General features: G+C 66.0%; 12 protein-coding genes. 9 read left to right on the top strand and 3 right to left on the bottom strand.

Translation table 11 applies throughout. The features are described 5' to 3' along the window. Position 1 precedes the first annotated feature (1 nt). From ABIE08_RS12680 to ABIE08_RS12660, 5 genes are all read left to right on the top strand, one after another. Positions 2-1,315, top strand: coding sequence for a cytosine deaminase (locus ABIE08_RS12680; RefSeq protein ID WP_354551395.1), 1,314 nt, complete (start codon positions 2-4; stop codon positions 1,313-1,315). 2 nt (positions 1,316-1,317) lie between these two features. Then, positions 1,318-2,733, top strand: a complete 1,416-nt coding sequence (locus ABIE08_RS12675; protein ID WP_354551393.1) for an FAD-binding oxidoreductase — start codon at positions 1,318-1,320, stop codon at positions 2,731-2,733. Position 2,734: 1 nt separating this feature from the next. Continuing rightward, positions 2,735-3,316: an NAD(P)H-dependent oxidoreductase gene (locus tag ABIE08_RS12670; protein ID WP_354551391.1), complete on the top strand. Its 582-nt coding sequence runs from the start codon at positions 2,735-2,737 to the stop codon at positions 3,314-3,316. A gap of 4 nt (positions 3,317-3,320) precedes the next feature. After that, on the top strand, positions 3,321-3,908 hold the full coding sequence (locus tag ABIE08_RS12665; protein ID WP_354551389.1) for an NAD(P)H-dependent oxidoreductase: 588 nt from the start codon (positions 3,321-3,323) through the stop codon (positions 3,906-3,908). A 134-nt stretch (positions 3,909-4,042) separates the two neighbouring features. Then, positions 4,043-4,744, top strand: coding sequence for an ankyrin repeat domain-containing protein (locus ABIE08_RS12660; protein ID WP_436409526.1), 702 nt, complete (start codon positions 4,043-4,045; stop codon positions 4,742-4,744). A gap of 56 nt (positions 4,745-4,800) precedes the next feature. Here ABIE08_RS12660 and galU read toward each other — a convergent pair whose 3' ends face one another. Further along, positions 4,801-5,679, bottom strand: coding sequence for a UTP--glucose-1-phosphate uridylyltransferase GalU (gene galU / locus ABIE08_RS12655; protein ID WP_354551387.1), 879 nt, complete (start codon positions 5,677-5,679; stop codon positions 4,801-4,803). Between the two features lie 149 nt (positions 5,680-5,828). Between galU and galE the strand changes: the two genes are divergently transcribed. From galE to ABIE08_RS12640, 3 genes are all read left to right on the top strand, one after another. Further along, the gene (galE, locus tag ABIE08_RS12650) at positions 5,829-6,821 is read left to right on the top strand and encodes a UDP-glucose 4-epimerase GalE (RefSeq protein ID WP_354551385.1); all 993 of its coding nucleotides are present in this window, start codon (positions 5,829-5,831) and stop codon (positions 6,819-6,821) included. A 97-nt stretch (positions 6,822-6,918) separates the two neighbouring features. Further along, positions 6,919-8,172 carry a lytic murein transglycosylase gene (locus ABIE08_RS12645; protein ID WP_354551383.1) on the top strand — a complete coding sequence of 418 codons (1,254 nt, stop codon included), beginning with the start codon at positions 6,919-6,921 and terminating at the stop codon, positions 8,170-8,172. A gap of 56 nt (positions 8,173-8,228) precedes the next feature. Then, a complete protein-coding gene (locus tag ABIE08_RS12640; RefSeq protein WP_354551381.1) occupies positions 8,229-9,533 on the top strand; it encodes a DUF459 domain-containing protein in 1,305 nt (434 codons plus the stop codon). Positions 9,534-9,837: 304 nt separating this feature from the next. On the opposite strand, the gene ABIE08_RS12635 is transcribed toward ABIE08_RS12640, so the two are convergent. Together ABIE08_RS12635 and gltB are read right to left on the bottom strand one after the other, a co-directional pair. Further along, positions 9,838-11,259, bottom strand: coding sequence for a glutamate synthase subunit beta (locus tag ABIE08_RS12635; RefSeq protein WP_354551380.1), 1,422 nt, complete (start codon positions 11,257-11,259; stop codon positions 9,838-9,840). 10 nt (positions 11,260-11,269) lie between these two features. Further along, positions 11,270-15,955, bottom strand: coding sequence for a glutamate synthase large subunit (gene gltB, locus ABIE08_RS12630; protein WP_354551378.1), 4,686 nt, complete (start codon positions 15,953-15,955; stop codon positions 11,270-11,272). A gap of 590 nt (positions 15,956-16,545) precedes the next feature. On the opposite strand from gltB, the gene ABIE08_RS12625 reads away from it, so the two are divergent. Beyond that, complete coding sequence (locus ABIE08_RS12625) at positions 16,546-17,607, top strand: threonine aldolase family protein (RefSeq protein WP_354551376.1); 1,062 nt, start codon at positions 16,546-16,548, stop codon at positions 17,605-17,607. The last annotated feature ends 21 nt before the right edge of the window (positions 17,608-17,628 follow it).

The raw sequence follows: 17,628 nt of genomic DNA, 5'->3' as shown, positions 1-17,628 counted from the left end.
GATGACGAAGGGTTTTGCCGCGATCCCCGATGCGGATCGCTATGTGCTGGCCAATGCGACGCTGCCCTCGGTCACCGTCGACGGCTTCGACGGGCGCGATGTCGGCGAGGGGCTGATGCGCGCCGATATCGTCGTCGCCGACGGCAAAATCGAGGCGCTGCGGCCTGCCGGCAGCGTCGCCGAGCTGCCGGTCTTCGATCTCGACAAGGGCCAGGTCTGGCCCTGCTTCGTCGACATGCACACCCATCTCGACAAGGGCCATATCTGGGCCCGCCGCGAGAACCCGACCGGCGATTTCGCCGGGGCGCTCGCCGCCGTCGATGCCGATCGCGACGCGAACTGGTCGACCGCCGACGTTCGGGCGCGCATGGAATTCTCGCTCCGCTCGGCCTATGCGCACGGCACGAAGCTGATCCGCACGCATATCGATTGCGTGCCGCCGCAGTTCCCAGCCTCCTGGCCGGCCTTCGCCGAGGCGCGCGACGCCTGGGCGGGACGCGTCGACCTGCAGGCCGTCGCGCTGTCGCCGATCGAGCTGTTCCTCGACGAGACGGTGCGCAAGCGCCTGACCGACACGGTTGCCACCTATGGCGGCGTGCTGGGCGGGTTCACCTACATGACGCCGGGGCTGGAGACCGCGCTCGACCATCTCTTCGCCATGGCCTCGGAAAACGGCTTCGACATCGATCTGCATGTCGACGAGACCGCCGATCCGAATGCCCGTTCGCTCCAGGCGATCGCGGAAGCCGCGATCCGCACCGATTATGAGGGGCAGGTCACGGTCGGCCATTGCTGCTCGCTGGCGCGGCAGGAGGAGAGCGAGGCGGACCGGACGATGGATCTCGTCGCCGAGGCCGGCCTCGCCGTCGTCTCGCTGCCGATGTGCAATCTCTATCTGCAGGACCGGCATGCCGGCCGCACGCCGCGCTGGCGCGGCGTGACGCTGCTCAACGAGATGGAAGAGCGCGGCATCCGCGTCGCCGTCGCTTCCGACAATACGCGCGACCCGTTCTATGCCTATGGCGACCTCGACGCCGTCGAGGTGTTCCGCGAGGCGGTGCGCATCCTGCATCTCGACCATCCGCTCGATGGCGCCGCGCGTGTCGTCACCACCAATCCCGCCGCGATCCTGCGCCGTTCCGATGTTGGCCGCATCCGCGTCGGCGACCCGGCCGATCTGGTGCTGTTCCGCGCCAGGACCTGGTCGGAATTCCTGTCGCGCCCGCAATCCGATCGCATCGTTTTGCGCCAGGGCAAGGCGATCGACCGGACCTTGCCCGATTATCGCGACCTCGATTCCCTGTTTGGACACTGATCATGGCTCACCAATTCCGTAACGACCTCGAAGCGCTGAAGGCCGATCTCGACGGCATCGCCATCGAGGAAAATCCCGCGCTGGTGAAGCAGAAGAGCCGTGACTTCTTCTGGTACTCGCCCGTCCTGAAAGCCCAGCTCGACAACGTCACCGCCGATCTGGTGGCGACGCCGAAGGACGAGGCGGAGGTGATCCGCATCCTCAAGGCCGCCTTCAAGCACGACGTTCCGGTCACGCCGCGCGGCACCGGCACCGGCAATTACGGCCAGGCCATGCCGCTTTCCGGCGGGCTGATCCTGAACCTTGCCGAGATGAACAAGGTCAAGGCGATCCATCCCGGCCGCGTCATCGCCGAGCCCGGCGTCGTCGTCGCCCAGCTCGACGCCGAGACGCGCGCCCATTCCGGCCAGGAACTGCGCATCCATCCCTCGACCGCCAAGACGGCGACGATCGGCGGCTTCATCGCCGGCGGTTCCGGCGGCGTCGGCTCGATCCGCTGGGGCGGCCTGCGCGATATCGGCAACGTGCTTCGGCTGCGCGTCGTCACCATGGAGGCCGAGCCGCGCGTCCTGGAACTGACCGGCTGGGAACTGCACAAGGTGATGCACGCCTATGGCACCAACGGCATCATCACCGAAGTCGAGATGCCGCTGACCACGGCCTATGACTGGGTCGACGTGCTGGTCGGGTTCGACGACTACATGGATGCGGTGCGCTATGCCGACAGCCTCGGCAATGCCGATGGCCTGCTGCTGAAGGAACTCGCCACCGTCGCGGCGCCGATCCCCTATGACTATTTCCTGCGCCACCAGAAATTCCTGAAGCCCGGCCAGTCGCTGGCGATCGTCTCGCTCGCGCCGCATGCGGTCGACGCCTTCGTCGCCTTCACGGAGCGGACCAAGGGCGAAATCGTCTTCCGCTCCGACACGGCCGAGGATCTGAAGGGCCTGCCGCCGGCTTACGAGCTCGGCTGGAACCACACGACGCTGCGGGCGATCCGCGTCGATCCGTCGATCACCTATCTGCAGTCGATGTATCCGCCGCCGCACCACATCGAGAAGATCGAGACGCTGACGAAGCTGCTCGGCGACGAGGTGCCCGGCCATCTGGAATTCGTCCGCTTCGACGGCAAGATCACGCCGATGGGCCTGCCCATGGTGCGCTACACCACCGAGGCGCGGCTGGAGGAGATCATCCGCATCCATGAGGACCATGGCTGCCCGATCTTCAATCCGCACCGCTACACGCTGGAGGAGGGCGGCATGAAGCAGACCGACCTCGCCCAACTCGCCTTCAAGCGCGAGGCGGACCCGAAGGGCCTCCTCAATCCGGGCAAGATGATCGCCTGGGAAGATCCGGACTTCGACTTCACCACGACCAAGACCTTCCTGTTCCCGGGACTGCAGCAGGCGAGCTGACATGCGCGTTCTGGTGCTCTACGCGCATCCGGTCGAGACGAGCTTCCAGGCGGCGGTGCATCGCACCGTCGTCGAAGCGCTGACGCGCGCCGGGCACCAGGTCGATGATTGCGATCTCTACGCCGAGGGCTTCGATCCCGTCCTGTCGCGACAGGAGCGGATCGACTATCACGACCTCGCCCGCAACCGTCGCAACGTCGATCCCTATGTCGAGCGCCTGTTGAACGCCGAGGCGCTGGTCCTCGTCTATCCCGTCTGGAACTTCGGCTTTCCGGCGATCCTGAAGGGCTACTTCGACCGGGTGTTCCTGCCCGGCGTGTCGTTCCGGATGGAAGGCGGCAAGGCCGTCAACAATCTGCAGAACATCCGCAAGCTCGCGGCGGTGGCGACCTATGGCGGCGCGCGCTGGAAGGCGCTGCTCGTCGGCGACCCGCCGCGGAAGAACGTCAAGCGCGTGCTGCGGGCGCAGACCCGGCCCTTCGGCCGCGTGCCCTACCTGGCCCATTACGACATGAACCGCTCGACGGAGGCGACGCGCTCGGCGTTCCTCCGGAGCGTATCGAAAGAGATGGAACGTTTTTAGAGCCATGCGCGCCCTTGTCGTTTTCGCCCATCCCGTGCCGGAAAGCTTTGGCGCCGCCCTGCGCGACACCACCGTGGCCGCGCTTCGCAACGCCGGCCATGAGGTCAAGCTGCTCGACCTCTATGCCTCCGGTTTCGATCCGGTGATGGGGGCGGACGAGCGCCGCGTCTACAACGAGCCCGGCATCAACGAGCTTCCGGTCGCCGATCATCTCGCCCTGATCAAGTGGTGCGAGATCCTCGTCTTCGTCTATCCGACCTGGTGGTACGGCCCGCCGGCCATGCTGAAGGGCTGGCTGGAGCGGGTTTGGGTGCCGCATGTCACCTTCACCATGCCGACGGCGACGCAGGGGCCGCGCCCGGGCATGACCAACATCCGCAAGATCGCCGTGGTAACGACCTGCGGCGCCAGCTGGATGCTGTCGAAATTCGTCGGCGAGCCGGGCCGGCGCATTCTCCTGCGCGGCATCCGCACGCTCTGCCATCCGCTCTGCCGCACCAGCTATACTGCGCATTACAAGATGGACAGTTCCACGCCGGAGAGCCGGGCGCGCTACCTGCAGAAGGTCAGCCGCCGGATCGGCAAGCTGTAGCCAGCCCTCAGCCTCGGCGAGTTTTCGCTCCGGGGCGGTTCACGGCCACCGTCCTGGCGGGCTACAAGGGGAGACGCTGGCGGGCCGGCCTGCCGCCCGCTTGGTATCGCTTCCTTGCGCGAGGACCGTTGTTCATGCCGATCCGTCTGACCCGGCGCAGCTTTCTCCTCGGCGGCCTCGCCGCCGCCGTCACAACCCGTTTGATGGTGTCCGGTGTCATGACCGCTTCCGCCCAGACCTCCGCCTCGGACGCGCTGTTTGCCGCCGTGGCGCGTGGTGACGAAACCGCCGTCGCGGATCTCCTGGCAAAGAGTGTGGATGTCGATGCTCGCAATGCCGATGGCGCAACGGCGCTTCTTGTCGCCACGCACCAGAACCGCGTCGGGATCGCGCGGCAGCTGATCCTGGCCGGCGCCGACGTCAACGCCAAGGACCGCATCCAGGACAGCCCCTATCTCTACGCCGGTGCGCGTGGCCATCTGGAGATCCTGAAGCTGGCGCTCGCCCACGGCGCGGACCTCAGGAGCACCAACCGCTATGGCGGCACCGCGCTCATTCCCGCCGCCGAGCGCGGGCATGTCGAAACCGTCCGCACCCTCATCGAGGCGGGCGTGGCGGTCGATCATGTCAACAATCTGGGATGGACGGCGCTGCTCGAGGCGATCCTGCTCGGCGATGGCGGCGAGCGCCATGTCGCAATCGTCCAGCTGCTGCTCGAGGGCGGGGCCGATCCGTCGTTGCCGGATCGCGACGGCGTCACGCCGTTGCGGCACGCCAGGCAACGCGACTTTCAGCCGATCGTCGCGCTTCTGACGAAGGCCGGCGCCCGGGAGTAGGCGCGGGGTAGGGGACACGAAGCGGGCGGCCCGCTTCGTGTCGTGTCGGTGGGCGCCTAGCGTGCCAGCAGCTTTTCCAGCTCGGGACGGAATTCCGCCGCGATATCCGGACGGTCGAGCGCGAAAGCGACGTTGGCGGCGAGGAAGCCGACCTTGTTGCCGCAGTCATAGGTCTCGCCGTTGAAGCGGCAGCCGTAGAAATACTGGCGGTCCATCAGGCGGAGCATGGCGTCCGTCAGCTGGATCTCGTTGCCGGCGCCCTTTTCCTGCTTGGACAGCAGGTCGAAGATCTGCGGCTGCAGGATGTAGCGGCCGTTGATGTAGAGGTTGGACGGCGCGACTTCCGGCTTCGGCTTCTCGACCATCGCATTGATGCGGAAGGCGGTGCCATCCAGCTCGTTGCCGATGCCGACGATGCCGTACTGATGGGTCTGCGACGGGTCGCATTCCTCGACCGCGAGGACGTTGCCGCCCCATTCCTCATAGACCTTGACCATCTGCTTCAGGCAGCCGGGCTCGCCCTTCATGACCATGTCCGGCAGCAGCACGGCGAACGGCTCGTTGCCGATCATCTCGCGCGCGCACCAGACGGCATGGCCGAGGCCGAGCGGAACCTGCTGGCGGGTGAAGCTGGTCGATCCGGGCTTCGGCAGGTCCTTGGTCAGCAGGTCGAGCGCCTCCTGCTTGCCGCGACCCGAAAGCGTGGCCTCGAGCTCGTATTGGACGTCGAAGTGATCCTCGATGACCGCCTTGTTGCGGCCCGTGACGAAAATCAGATGCTCGATGCCGGCTTCGCGCGCCTCATCGACAGCATATTGGATCAGCGGACGATCGACGACCGTCAGCATCTCCTTGGGCATGGCTTTGGTCGCGGGGAGAAAGCGGGTGCCAAGGCCTGCGACGGGAAATACGGCCTTGCGGATCTTCGGGTTCATGGACGCCTCACAGATGCATCGGTTCGGTCAGCATATCGGCAGATTCCTAACAGGAACGCTAATGAAAAGGGTGAATATTTCAAGGCCATCAAGACTTCGTTCACCTATTCATAGTTCATTAACATTACGAATCTGCTTGGAGTTTCGAAGTGGCTGTTTTGGTGACGGGTGGAGCCGGATATATCGGTAGCCACATGGTGTGGCGTCTTGTTGACGCTGGTGAGGCGGTCGTGGTTCTCGATCGTCTGTCCACCGGCTTTCAATGGGCCGTGGCGCCGGAGGCAACCTTCATCCAGGGCGACATCGCCGACGAGGCGCTGGTCGAACGACTGGTCGCCGAGCACGCCATCGACGCCGTCATCCATTTCGCCGGTTCGATCGTCGTGCCGGAATCGGTCTTCGACCCGCTCGGCTATTATCTGAACAACACGGTCAAATCCCGCGCCCTGATGGCGGCGGTGATCCGCGCCGGCGTGCGCCACTTCATCTTCTCCTCGACCGCCGCCGTCTATGGCGACACCGGCACCGAACCCGTGCTGGAGAGCGCGGCCACCGTGCCGCAATCGCCCTATGGCCGCTCGAAGCTGATGACCGAGATGATGCTGGAGGACGCAGCGAAGGCGCACGACTTCCGCTATGTGGCGCTGCGCTATTTCAACGTCGCCGGCGCCGATCCGCGCGGCCGCACCGGGCAATCGACCAAGGGCGCGACGCATCTGATCAAGGTCGCCTGCGAAACCGCGCTCGGCAAGCGGGACCAGATCGAGCTGTTCGGCACCGATTACGATACGCCGGACGGCACCTGCGTGCGCGACTACATCCACGTCGCCGACCTCGCCAACGCCCATGCCGACGCGCTCGCCTATCTGCGCAGCGGCGGCGATAGCCTGGTCGCGAATTGCGGCTATGGCCACGGCTATTCCGTGCGCGAGGTGCTGGAGTCCGTGCGGCGCGTCTCGGGCAGGGAATTCCGCGTCGTGGAGCGGGAGCGCCGCCCCGGCGATGTTCCCGCTGTGGTCGCAAATTCGACACGGGCACGCAGCACGCTGGGCTGGACGCCCATGCATGACGATCTCGACCAATGCGTCGCGACGGCGCTGGCGTGGGAGGAGGCGCTCGGTCGGCGCAATCAGCGCGACTGAGACGGAGGGACCGGACTGGGGCCGGTCAAAGCGTGAGGAAGCATCCGGACGGGGGCCCGGACCAGCAATGATACCGATACAAGGAGTCTTCTGAGACATGGCATTTTTGAGCTCGCCCGTTTCCGTCATGCGGCCCTTCGCGGCCGCCGGAACCCGCGCAGTTTTGTTGGTCTTCCTGCTTCTGGCCGGGCTGTTACCCGCCATGGCGGATGCGGCAGGCGCGCGATGGGTGGCGAGTTTCTGGCCGACCGCCCAGAAGGCCGGCATCTCGCGCAGCGTCTATAACAGCGCGCTCGGCAACTTCACCCCCGATCCCGACGTGCTGGCCAAGGCCGGCTCGCAGGCCGAATTCGTCAAGCCGCTCTGGGAGTATCTGGACGGCGCCGTCTCGCAGAAGCGGCTGGAGAATGGCCGTGACGCGCTGCGCCAGTATGGCCGGCAGTTGCAGCAGATCGAGCAGGCCTATGGCGTCGACCGCAGCATCGTCGTCGCCATCTGGGGCATGGAATCCTCCTACGGCCAGGTCCTCTCCAATCCGAAGATCGTCAAGAACACCATCCGTTCGCTGGCGACGCTCGCCTATCAGGGCGGCTCGCGCGCCAAATATGGCCGCCAGCAGCTCATCGCGGCGCTGAAAATCCTCGAGCGTGGCGACGTCGACGCCCGCCACATGGTCGGCTCCTGGGCCGGCGCCATGGGCCACACCCAGTTCATCCCCACCACCTACCAGGCCTATGCCGTGGATTTCGACGGCGACGGCAAGCGCAATGTCTGGACGTCGGAAATCGACGCGCTCGCCTCCACCGCCAACTATCTCGCCAAGATGGGCTGGCGCTCGGGCCAGACCTGGGGCTACGAGGTCGAACTGCCGGCGAGCTTCGACTGGCGCCACAATGATTCCGGCAAGGCGCTGACCCTCGACCAGTGGCGCAAGATGGGCGTCCACCGCGTCGCCGGGCGGCAGTTCCCGGCCTCGAACGACACGGCGACGCTCTATGCGCCGGCCGGCGCCGGCGGGCCCGCCTTCCTGCTGCTGCATAACTTCAAGGTGATCAAGCGTTACAACAACGCCAATGCCTATGCGCTCGCGGTTGGCCATCTGGCCGATCGGCTGCGTGGCGGCGGCGATTTCGTCTCGGGCTGGCCGCGCGACGTGCGGCCGCTGGCGGCGGCGGAAAGGGCGGAATTGCAGACATTGCTGGGACGGCGCGGGTTCTATTCCGGCACTGTCGATGGCAAGATCGGCGCCGGCACCCGCCAGGCCATCCGCTCGTTCCAGGCTTCGGCCGGCGACATCCCGGACGGCTACGCCTCAACGGGGGTGTTGCAGCGACTGCGGTCCGGCAGGTAGGATTATTCCTTTAGGGAAGGTCGCGAGGGCAGGCGACCTTGTGGCCGGATGTCGTCATGCTGGTTCGTATCCTTCGCGCGTTCGTCGCCCTTATCCTGGTTTCCGCCGCGCTGCTGAGCGCGACGGAGCCTTCGGTCGCGCAATATCGCCGTGGACCGGCCGGGTTCCTCGATCGGCTGTTCGGCATCGAACGGCCGCCGCCGGACCAGTTTCTCATGCCGCCGGAGGATGTCGGCCGCCGCCGGCAGCCCTCGGGGCAGCGTCCGCCGCGCCAGTCGGGCGACCAGCCGCCGCCGGTGCGCAAGAAGCGGCCCGCCGCGCCGGCCGAGCCGATCTACCCGGCGCTTGAAATCCAGCCCAAGAATCCCGACGCCCGAAAGGTGCTTGTGGTTGGCGATTTCGTCGCCGGCGGCCTTGCCTGGGGTCTCGATCAGGCCTTTGCCGAGGAGCCCCGGCTCGCTGTCATCGATCAGAGCGACGGGCCGTCCGGCTTCGTGCGCGACGATCATTTGGATTGGGCCGCGAAGATCGGCGAAAAGCTCGATGCCGAAAAGCCGGACATGGTCGTGGTTCTGATGGGCGCCAATGACCGCCAGCAGATCAAGACCGCCGATGGCCGCCTGTCGCCGGGAACGCCGGAATGGCAGAAGGCCTACCAGCAGCGCGTGGAGCGCTTCCTGCTGGCGCTCAAGGTCTATGGCAAGCCGGTCTACTGGGTCGGCGCGCCGCCGCTGCGTTCGTCCGACGCGTCGGCCGACATGGCGCAGCTCAACACGCTCTTCAAGGTGCGGGCCGACGCGGTCGGCGCCCATTTCATCGACGTCTGGGACGGCTTCGCCGACGAGAGCGGCAAGTTCATCGCCCGCGGGCCCGACGTGGACGGGCAGATGCGCAACCTGCGCCTCAGCGACGGCATTAATTTCAGCAAGGCCGGCAAGCGCAAGCTCGCCTTCTTCGTCGAGCGCGACATCCGCCAGGATAGCGGCCTCGGCCTGCCGATGAGCGCGATCACGCCGACCAACCCGAACGCGGCGACCGAGATCGGACCGGATGGCAAGGAGCGCCAGGTCGGCCCGGTGGTGTCCCTGACCGATCCGGATCCCGGCGCGGCCAGCGCCAAGCTGGCGGGCGCGGCCGACCAGGCCGGTCCCGGCCCCGCGGCCGACAGCCTGCAATACAAGCTGACGGTGAAGGGCGAGGCGCCGGCAGCGAAGCCCGGCCGGGTCGACGACTTTGCCTGGAAGCCGCCACATGCCGAGGACGACAGCGCCGCCTCGTCCTCCTCCAGCATCGTCGACGGCATCGTCATCCTGCCGGCCCCGACCGCGGGCGTCCGCGGCATGGCTCCGGCTGTGGAGTAGGGGGAAGACCCTCACCCCAGCCCTCTCCCGCGCGCGGGAGAGGGGGCGCGCATGCGTCCCTCGCCAAGCCACGAGATCGATGAAGAGCGCTGACCAAAACCCTCGCCCGCCTGCGGGAGAGGGTAGGGTGAGGGTTAGGGAACAATCCTGGGAGACCGTAAACCCTCACCCGCCGCCATTCGGTCGTCGACCTCTCCCTCAGGGAGAGGTGAAGACATGGCTTGCGGAGAGCTGGCACACAAAAAAAAGCCCCCGCCGGTCGCCGGCGGGGGCTTTTCATTTCCTTGGATGCTGCGAGCCGGCCTTACCAGGCGAGGTTGGACGCGCCCATCAGGTGCTTGTCAATCGCGTGGGCCGCCTGGCGGCCTTCGCGGATCGCCCAGACGACGAGCGACTGGCCGCGGCGCATGTCGCCGGCGGCGAACACCTTGTCGACCGAGGTCTGGTAGCTCTGCGTATCGGCGGCGAGGTTGCCGCGCTTGTCGAGCGTCGCGCCCAGTTCGGTCAGCATGCCCTCGTGAACCGGATGGGCAAAACCGATCGCCATGAAGACGAGATCGGCGCGGATGATGAACTCCGTGCCTTCGATCGGCCGGCGCTTCTCGTCGACGCGGGCGCACTGCACGCCCGTGACCTTGCCGTTCTTGCCGACGACGCCGAGCGTCGCGCAGGCGAATTCACGCTCGGCGCCTTCGGCCTGCGAGGACGAGGTGCGGAACTTGGTCGGCCAATAGGGCCAGACCGCCAGCTTGTCTTCGCGCAGCGGCGGCATCGGGCGGATGTCGAGCTGGGTGACGGCGAGCGCGCCCTGGCGGAACGAGGTGCCGACGCAGTCCGATGCCGTGTCGCCGCCGCCGATGACGACGACGCGCTTGCCGGTGGCGATGATCGGCTCCTCGTGGATTTCCTCGCGGCCGACCCGGCGGTTCTGCTGGACCAGGAAAGGCATGGCGTAGTGCACGCCTTCCAGTTCCGCGCCCGGCAGCTTCGGATCACGCGGGGCCTCGGCGCCGCCCGTGAGCAGCACGGCGTCATGGTCAGCGACCAGTTCGGCCATCGCCTTGTTGACGCCGATGTTCATGCCGTAATGGAAGGTTGCGCCCTCGGCCTCGATCTGCGCCACGCGCCGATCGATGAAGTGCTTCTCCATCTTGAAGTCCGGAATGCCATAGCGAAGCAGACCGCCGGCCTTCGCCTCGCGCTCGTAGACATGGACGTCATGGCCGGCGCGGGCGAGCTGCTGGGCAGCCGCCATGCCGGCAGGACCGGAACCGACGATGGCGATCCGGCGGCCGGTCTTGACCGACGCGATCTCCGGCTTGATCCAGCCCTGGTCCCACGCCTTGTCCGCGATCGACTGCTCGACCGACTTGATCGCGACCGGCGTGTTCTCGAGGTTCAGCGTGCAGGCTTCCTCGCACGGGGCGGGGCAGACGCGGCCGGTGAACTCCGGGAAGTTGTTGGTCGAGTGCAGGTTGCGCGAGGCTTCCTGCCAGTCGTTCGAATAGACGAGATCGTTCCAGTCCGGGATCTGGTTGTGAACCGGACAGCCCGTGTCGCCATGGCAGAACGGAACGCCGCAATCCATGCAGCGCGCCGCCTGCCGAACGACGTCCTGGTCGTTCAGCGGCAGGGTGAATTCCCGGAAGTGCCGGATGCGGTCCGCAGCCGGCTGATACTTCTGGTCCTGGCGGTCGATTTCGAGGAAGCCCGTTACCTTACCCATTCTTTCCCCCTTACTCGGCCGCCACGCCGTAGCGCGCGCGTTCCATCTCGATCAGTGCCCGCCGATACTCGACCGGCATGACCTTGCGGAATTTCGGACGGTAGCTCTCCCAGTTCTCCAGGATCTCCTTGGCCCGGCTCGAGCCGGTGTAATGGAGATGCTTGGAGATCAGCAGGTGGAGACGCTCGTCATCGTGGCGATTCATGTTCGACGTGATGTCAATCCGGCCCTTGTGCTCGATGTCGCCGCCATGGTGGTGCAGCTTCTCCAGCAGGTCGTCCTCTTCCTGGACAGGCTCGATCTCGACCATCGACAGGTTGCAGCGCTGGGCGAAGGTTTCGTCTTCGTCGAGCACATAGGCGATGCCGCCGGACATGCCGGCCGCGAAGTTGCGCCCGGTCTGGCCGATGACGACGACAATGCCGCCGGTCATGTATTCGCAGCCATGATCGCCGCAGCCTTCGACGACCGCCACCGCGCCCGAATTGCGGACGGAGAAGCGCTCGCCGGCGACGCCGCGGAAATAGGCCTCGCCTTCGGTCGCACCGTAGAGAACGGTGTTGCCGACGATGATCGACTCTTCCGGCACGATGCGGCTGTTCTCGGCCGGGCGCACCACGATGCGTCCGCCGGAAAGGCCCTTGCCGACATAGTCGTTGCCTTCGCCGATCAGGTCGACCGAAACGCCGCGCGCCAGGAAGGCGGCGAAGCTCTGGCCGGCCGTGCCGCGCAGGGTGATTGCGATCGTGTCGTCCGGCAGGCCGTCATTGCCGTAGCGCTTGGCGACCTCGCCCGAGAGCATCGCACCGGCCGAACGGTCGGTGTTGTGGATCTCGGCCTCGATCTTCACCGGGGTGCCGGTGGCGAGCGCGGGCTGTGCCTCGGCGATCAGCTTGCGGTCGAGCACATGCTCGATCGGATGATGCTGGCGCTGTGTGTGACGGATCTCGTCCGGGCCGGCCTCTACCTTGTGGAACAGCTTGGTGAAATCGAGCCCGGCTGCCTTCCAGTGGTTGACTGCCGCGACCTTGTCGAGCCGGTCGGACTGGCCGATCAGCTCTTCGAGTTGGCGAACGCCCATGGCCGCCATCAGCTGGCGAACTTCCTCGGCGACGAAGAAGAAGAAGTTGATGACGTTCTCGGGCGTGCCCTTGAAGCGCTTGCGCAGCACCGGGTCCTGGGTGGCGACGCCAACCGGGCAGGTGTTGAGATGACACTTGCGCATCATGATGCAGCCGGCGGCGATCAGCGGCGCCGTCGAGAAGGCAAATTCGTCCGCGCCGAGCAGCGCGCCGATGATGACGTCGCGACCGGTCCGGAAGCCGCCATCGACCTGCAGGGCGATGCGCGAGCGCAGGCCGTTCAGGACGAGCGTCTGCTGCGTTTCGGCCAGGCCGATTTCCCACGGGCTGCCGGCATGCTTGAGCGAGGTCAGGGGCGAAGCACCCGTGCCGCCCTCGAAGCCGGAGATCGTGATGTGGTCGGCGCGCGCCTTGGCGACGCCGGCGGCGACCGTGCCGACACCGACTTCCGAGACGAGCTTGACCGAGACGTCCGCCTGCGGGTTGACGTTCTTCAGATCGAAGATCAGCTGGGCCAGATCCTCGATCGAGTAGATGTCATGGTGCGGCGGCGGCGAGATCAGGCCGACGCCCGGCGTCGAATGCCGGACCTTGGCGATGGTCGCGTCGACCTTGTGGCCAGGCAGCTGTCCGCCTTCGCCGGGCTTGGCACCCTGCGCCACCTTGATCTGCATCACGTCGGAGTTGACGAGATATTCCGTCGTCACGCCGAAGCGTCCCGAGGCGATCTGCTTGATCGACGAGCGCATGGAATCGCCGTTCGCCATCGTCACGAAGCGCTCGGCTTCCTCGCCGCCCTCGCCGGTGTTCGACTTGCCGCCGATCCGGTTCATGGCGATGGCGAGGGTGGTGTGCGCCTCGCGCGAGATCGAGCCGAACGACATGGCACCGGTGGCGAAACGCTTGACGATCTCCGAGGCCGGCTCGACTTCGTCGAGCGGCACCGGCGATGCGCCGACGTCTTCCGCCATCTTGATCTCGAACAGGCCGCGCAGCGTCAGCAACGCCTTGGACTGCTCGTTCATCGCCCGGGCATAGTCCTCGTAGCGCTCCCACGAGCCGACGCGGACCGCATGCTGCAGGTTCGCCACCGAGTCGGGCGACCAGGCATGGCGTTCGCCACGGATGCGGAAGTTGTACTCGCCGCCGATGTCGAGCGTGTTGCGCAACACCGCGCCATCGCCGAAGGCCTCGGCGTGACGGCGCACGGTCTCTTCCGCGATCTCGGCCAGGCCGACACCCTCGATGGTGGTGGCGGTGCCGAAGAAGTAGCGGTCGACGAACTCGCTCGCGAGGCCGATCGCATCGAAGATCTGCGCGCCGCAATAGGACTGGTAGGTCGAGATGCCCATCTTGGACATGACCTTGAGAATGCCCTTGTCGATCGACTTGACGTAGCGATGCACGATCTCTTCGTCGTCGACCTCCTCGGGGAAGTCCTTCTTCATGTCGGTCAGCGTCTCGAAGGCGAGATAGGGATTGATCGCCTCGGCGCCGAAGCCGGCCAGCACGCAGAAATGATGCACTTCGCGGGCCTCGCCCGTCTCGACGACGAGACCGACCGAGGTGCGCAGGCCCTTGCGGATCAGGTGATGGTGCACGCCGGCCGTGGCCAGCAGCGCCGGAATCGGGATCCGGTCCGGTCCAACCATGCGGTCGGACAGGATGATGATGTTGTAGCCGCCATGGACGGCTGCCTCGGCGCGCTCGCAGAGCCGCTCCAGGGCGTCAGCCATGCCTTCGGCGCCCTGTGCCACGGCATAGGTGATGTCGAGCGTCTTCGACTGGAACGGGTTGTCGTCCAGTTCGCCGATGGCGCGGATCTTCTCGAGATCCGGGTTCTCCAGGATCGGCTGCCGGACTTCGAGCCGCTTGCGGCGGCCGGCGCCCTGCAGGTCGAACAGGTTCGGCCGCGGTCCGATGAAGGACACGAGGCTCATGACCAGTTCCTCACGGATCGGATCGATCGGCGGGTTCGTCACCTGGGCGAAGTTCTGCTTGAAGTAGGTGTAGAGCAGCTTCGACTTGTCGGAGAGGACCGAGATCGGCGTGTCCGTGCCCATCGAGCCGACGGCTTCCTGGCCGGTGGTGGCCATGGGGGCCATCAGCAGCTTCAGGTCTTCGCCGGTGTAGCCGAAGGCCTGCTGGCGATCGAGCAGCGTCACGTCGGTGCGCGGCGCGCGCGGCGGCACGGAGGGCAGGTCTTCGAGCACGATCTGGGTGCGCGCCAGCCACTCCTGGTAGGGGAGCTTGGTGGCGAGCTCGGTCTTGATCTCCTCGTCGGAGACGATGCGGCCCTGTTCCAGGTCGATCAGCAGCATGCGGCCCGGCTGAAGCCGCCACTTGGTGACGATCTTCTCTTCCGGGATCGGCAGCACGCCGGATTCGGAGGCGAGCAGCACGTCGCCATCCTCGGTCACGAGGTAGCGTGCCGGGCGCAGGCCGTTGCGGTCGAGGGTCGCGCCGATGCGCACGCCGTCGGTGAAGGCGACGGCGGCCGGCCCGTCCCAGGGCTCCATCAGGGCGGCATGGTATTCGTAGAAGGCACGCCGCTGCTCATCCATGAGCGGGTTGCCTGCCCAGGCTTCGGGGATCAGCATCATGGCCGCGTGGGGCAGCGAGTAGCCGCCCTGCACCAGGAATTCGAGCGCGTTGTCGAAGCAGGCGGTGTCCGACTGCCCCTCATAGGAGATCGGCCACAGCTTCGAGATGTCGTTGCCATAGAGCTCGCTGTCGACCGAGGCCTGCCGCGCCGCCATCCAGTTGACGTTGCCGCGCACCGTGTTGATCTCGCCGTTATGCGCGACCATGCGGTAGGGATGCGCCAGGCGCCAGGACGGGAAGGTGTTGGTCGAGAAGCGCTGATGCACGAGCGCGATCGCGCTCTCGAAGCGCTCGTCGTGGAAGTCGCGATAATAGGCGCCGAGCTGCTCGGCGAGGAACATGCCCTTGTAGACGATGGTCCGCGCCGACAGCGACACGACGTAGAAGTCGTTGTTCAGGCCGGAATAGGCTGCGTAGATGCGGTTCGAGATCACCTTGCGGATGATGAACAGCCGCCGCTCGAACGCGTCCTCGCTCTCGATGTCCTTGCCGCGGGCAATGAACACCTGGCGATGATGCGGTTCGGTCGCCGCGATGTCGGGCGCCTTGGAGAGCGACGAGTTGTCGACCGGCACGTCGCGCCAGCCGAGCAGCACCTGGCCCTCGGAAGCGACGACTTCCTCGACGATCTTTTCCATGCCGGCGCGGACTTCCGCATCCTGGGGCAGGAAGAGGAAGCCGACGGCATAGCTGCCCGGCTCGCTGAGCGCGAAGCCCAAGCGCGTGGCCTCCTCGGAAAAGAACCGATGCGGAATCTGCACCAGCATGCCCGCGCCGTCGCCCATCAGCGGATCGGCGCCGACCGCTCCGCGATGCTCGAGATTGCGGACGATCTGCAACCCGCTCTGGACGATGCGGTGCGACTTCTCGTTCTTCAGGTTGGCGATGAAGCCGACGCCGCAGGCATCGTGCTCATTGCGCGGATCATAAAGGCCTTGGGCGCCTACGCCGCCGGCCTTGTTGCGTGCGGCGGTGCTTTTGGCGGCGCGGGCCGTCGCCGCTGCTGCCATCTGCATTTCCGCTTCACGTAAGACCTTCGGCATCTGAGTGCCCTCTCATCCTCTATGGTTCATCATTCGACGTTGAAACCGGCCGCTCTCCCGCCCGTTCGCTGGAACGTTTGGATGACCAACCGGCGCATCGCCGTATTCATTATAAGACGCAACCGCGTCCAAACCGCCGCATCGCGCCGTCAGGCGTGCGACCCCGACCCGTCAGGGCCGCATCCTATCGCAAGCAAGGTTCATTCCGAACTCGCCCGCGCCTGCTTCGCATGTCGCCGAAACCATCGGCTTCGGACTCGATAATGGGACAGCAAGACTGTCCTAATTCAAGGCGCGCCAAAATGCCAGAACTCTTATAGTTCGGCAAGCGCCTCGGTGATCACGCATTATGTTTGTTACGAAAGGAGCGTGGCAAGCACACTTAAGGTGATGATGATGTCAAGGAAGCGCAACAAAATTGCGAAAGCCGCGGTGGACGCTGCGGTAGCGGCTTCCGGCGAGCGGGCACGCCGATCGCGGCCGGGACGCTGTATTTTCACCGTGTTCGGTTGACAAAGGGGGTTGCGCTGGGCGGCGTGTCCCCGCGATATGGCGCCATGATTTTTGCAAGCGATAACTGGACGGGGGCGTCCGACCGGGTGGCGGCCGCGCTCGTCGAAGCGGCGGGTGGCTATGCTCCCGCCTATGGCAACGATCCGCTGACGGCTGCCGTCGAGGCGGCCTTCACGCGGGTCTTCGAGCGCGAGGTGGCGGCGTTCTTCGTCGCAACGGGAACGGCGGCAAACTCGCTGTCCCTGGCCCAGTTCTCCAAGCCGGGCGGCGTCGTATTCTGCCACCGCGACGCCCATATCGCCGTCGACGAGGGCGGAGCGCCGGAGTTTTTCGGCGGCGGATCGCGATTGCACCGGATCGATGGCGCGGACGGCAAGCTGTGGCCGGCCGACCTCGCCGCCGCGATAGCGCTCTATCCGGCCGTTTTCATTCATCACGGCCAGCCGGCCGCGGTCTCGATCAGCCAGCTGACCGAGATCGGAACCGCCTATATGCCTGCGGAAATCGCGGCTCTCGCCGCGGTCGCGCATGAGGCCGGCCTGCCGCTCCATATGGACGGTGCGCGATTCGGTAATGCGGTCGCCGGGCTCGGCGTCACGCCGGCCGAGGCGAGCTGGCGCGCCGGCGTCGACGTCATGTCGTTCGGCGGATCGAAGAATGGCTGTTTTGCCGCCGAGGCTGTCGTCTTCTTCAATCCGGAGCAGGCGAAGGGCTTCGCGTTTCATCGCAAGCGCGGCGGCCACCTCTTTTCCAAGAGCCGATTCGTCGCGGCGCAGTTCTCGGCCTATCTCGAGGCGGATCACTGGCTGGGCCTGGCGTCGCATGCCAACGCCATGGCGCGCCGGCTGGCCGAGGGCATCGAGGCGGCGTCGGGCTCGAGCCTCGCCTGGCAGCCGCAGGGCAATGAGGTCTTTGCATTGATCCCGAAGAGTGCCGATGCCCGACTGCGTGCGGCGGGCGCTGCCTATTATGAATGGCCGACGGCGGGACCGATTGCCGCACCCTTGGACAATCAGCCAATTCTTGTGCGGCTGGTGACCAGTTTCCAGACGCAAGCATCGGAAGTGGATGCGTTTCTGCAAATACTTTCGGCAGATGCGGCCTAAAAAATAGGCGCCCCACTCGCG

It is taken from the genome of Kaistia defluvii (assembly GCF_040548815.1).
Taxonomy (GTDB): domain Bacteria; phylum Pseudomonadota; class Alphaproteobacteria; order Rhizobiales; family Kaistiaceae; genus Kaistia; species Kaistia defluvii_A.
The sequence above is the reverse complement of the archived record's forward strand: the minus strand, read 5'-3'. Positions and strand labels throughout refer to the sequence as shown.

Excerpts from the sequence above, each read along its gene's own strand:
- ABIE08_RS12640 (WP_354551381.1), top strand. The coding sequence starts at position 8,229 with ATGCTGGTTCGTATCCTTCGCGCGTTCGTCGCCCTTATCCTGGTTTCC.
- ABIE08_RS12675 (WP_354551393.1), top strand. The coding sequence starts at position 1,318 with ATGGCTCACCAATTCCGTAACGACCTCGAAGCGCTGAAGGCCGATCTC.
- ABIE08_RS12625 (WP_354551376.1), top strand. The coding sequence starts at position 16,546 with ATGATTTTTGCAAGCGATAACTGGACGGGGGCGTCCGACCGGGTGGCG.
- ABIE08_RS12680 (WP_354551395.1), top strand. The coding sequence starts at position 2 with ATGACGAAGGGTTTTGCCGCGATCCCCGATGCGGATCGCTATGTGCTG.
- ABIE08_RS12660 (WP_436409526.1), top strand. The coding sequence starts at position 4,043 with ATGCCGATCCGTCTGACCCGGCGCAGCTTTCTCCTCGGCGGCCTCGCC.
- ABIE08_RS12665 (WP_354551389.1), top strand. The coding sequence starts at position 3,321 with ATGCGCGCCCTTGTCGTTTTCGCCCATCCCGTGCCGGAAAGCTTTGGC.
- gltB (WP_354551378.1), bottom strand. The coding sequence starts at position 15,955 with ATGGCAGCAGCGGCGACGGCCCGCGCCGCCAAAAGCACCGCCGCACGC.
- ABIE08_RS12670 (WP_354551391.1), top strand. The coding sequence starts at position 2,735 with ATGCGCGTTCTGGTGCTCTACGCGCATCCGGTCGAGACGAGCTTCCAG.
- ABIE08_RS12635 (WP_354551380.1), bottom strand. The coding sequence starts at position 11,259 with ATGGGTAAGGTAACGGGCTTCCTCGAAATCGACCGCCAGGACCAGAAG.
- ABIE08_RS12645 (WP_354551383.1), top strand. The coding sequence starts at position 6,919 with ATGGCATTTTTGAGCTCGCCCGTTTCCGTCATGCGGCCCTTCGCGGCC.
- galU (WP_354551387.1), bottom strand. The coding sequence starts at position 5,679 with ATGAACCCGAAGATCCGCAAGGCCGTATTTCCCGTCGCAGGCCTTGGC.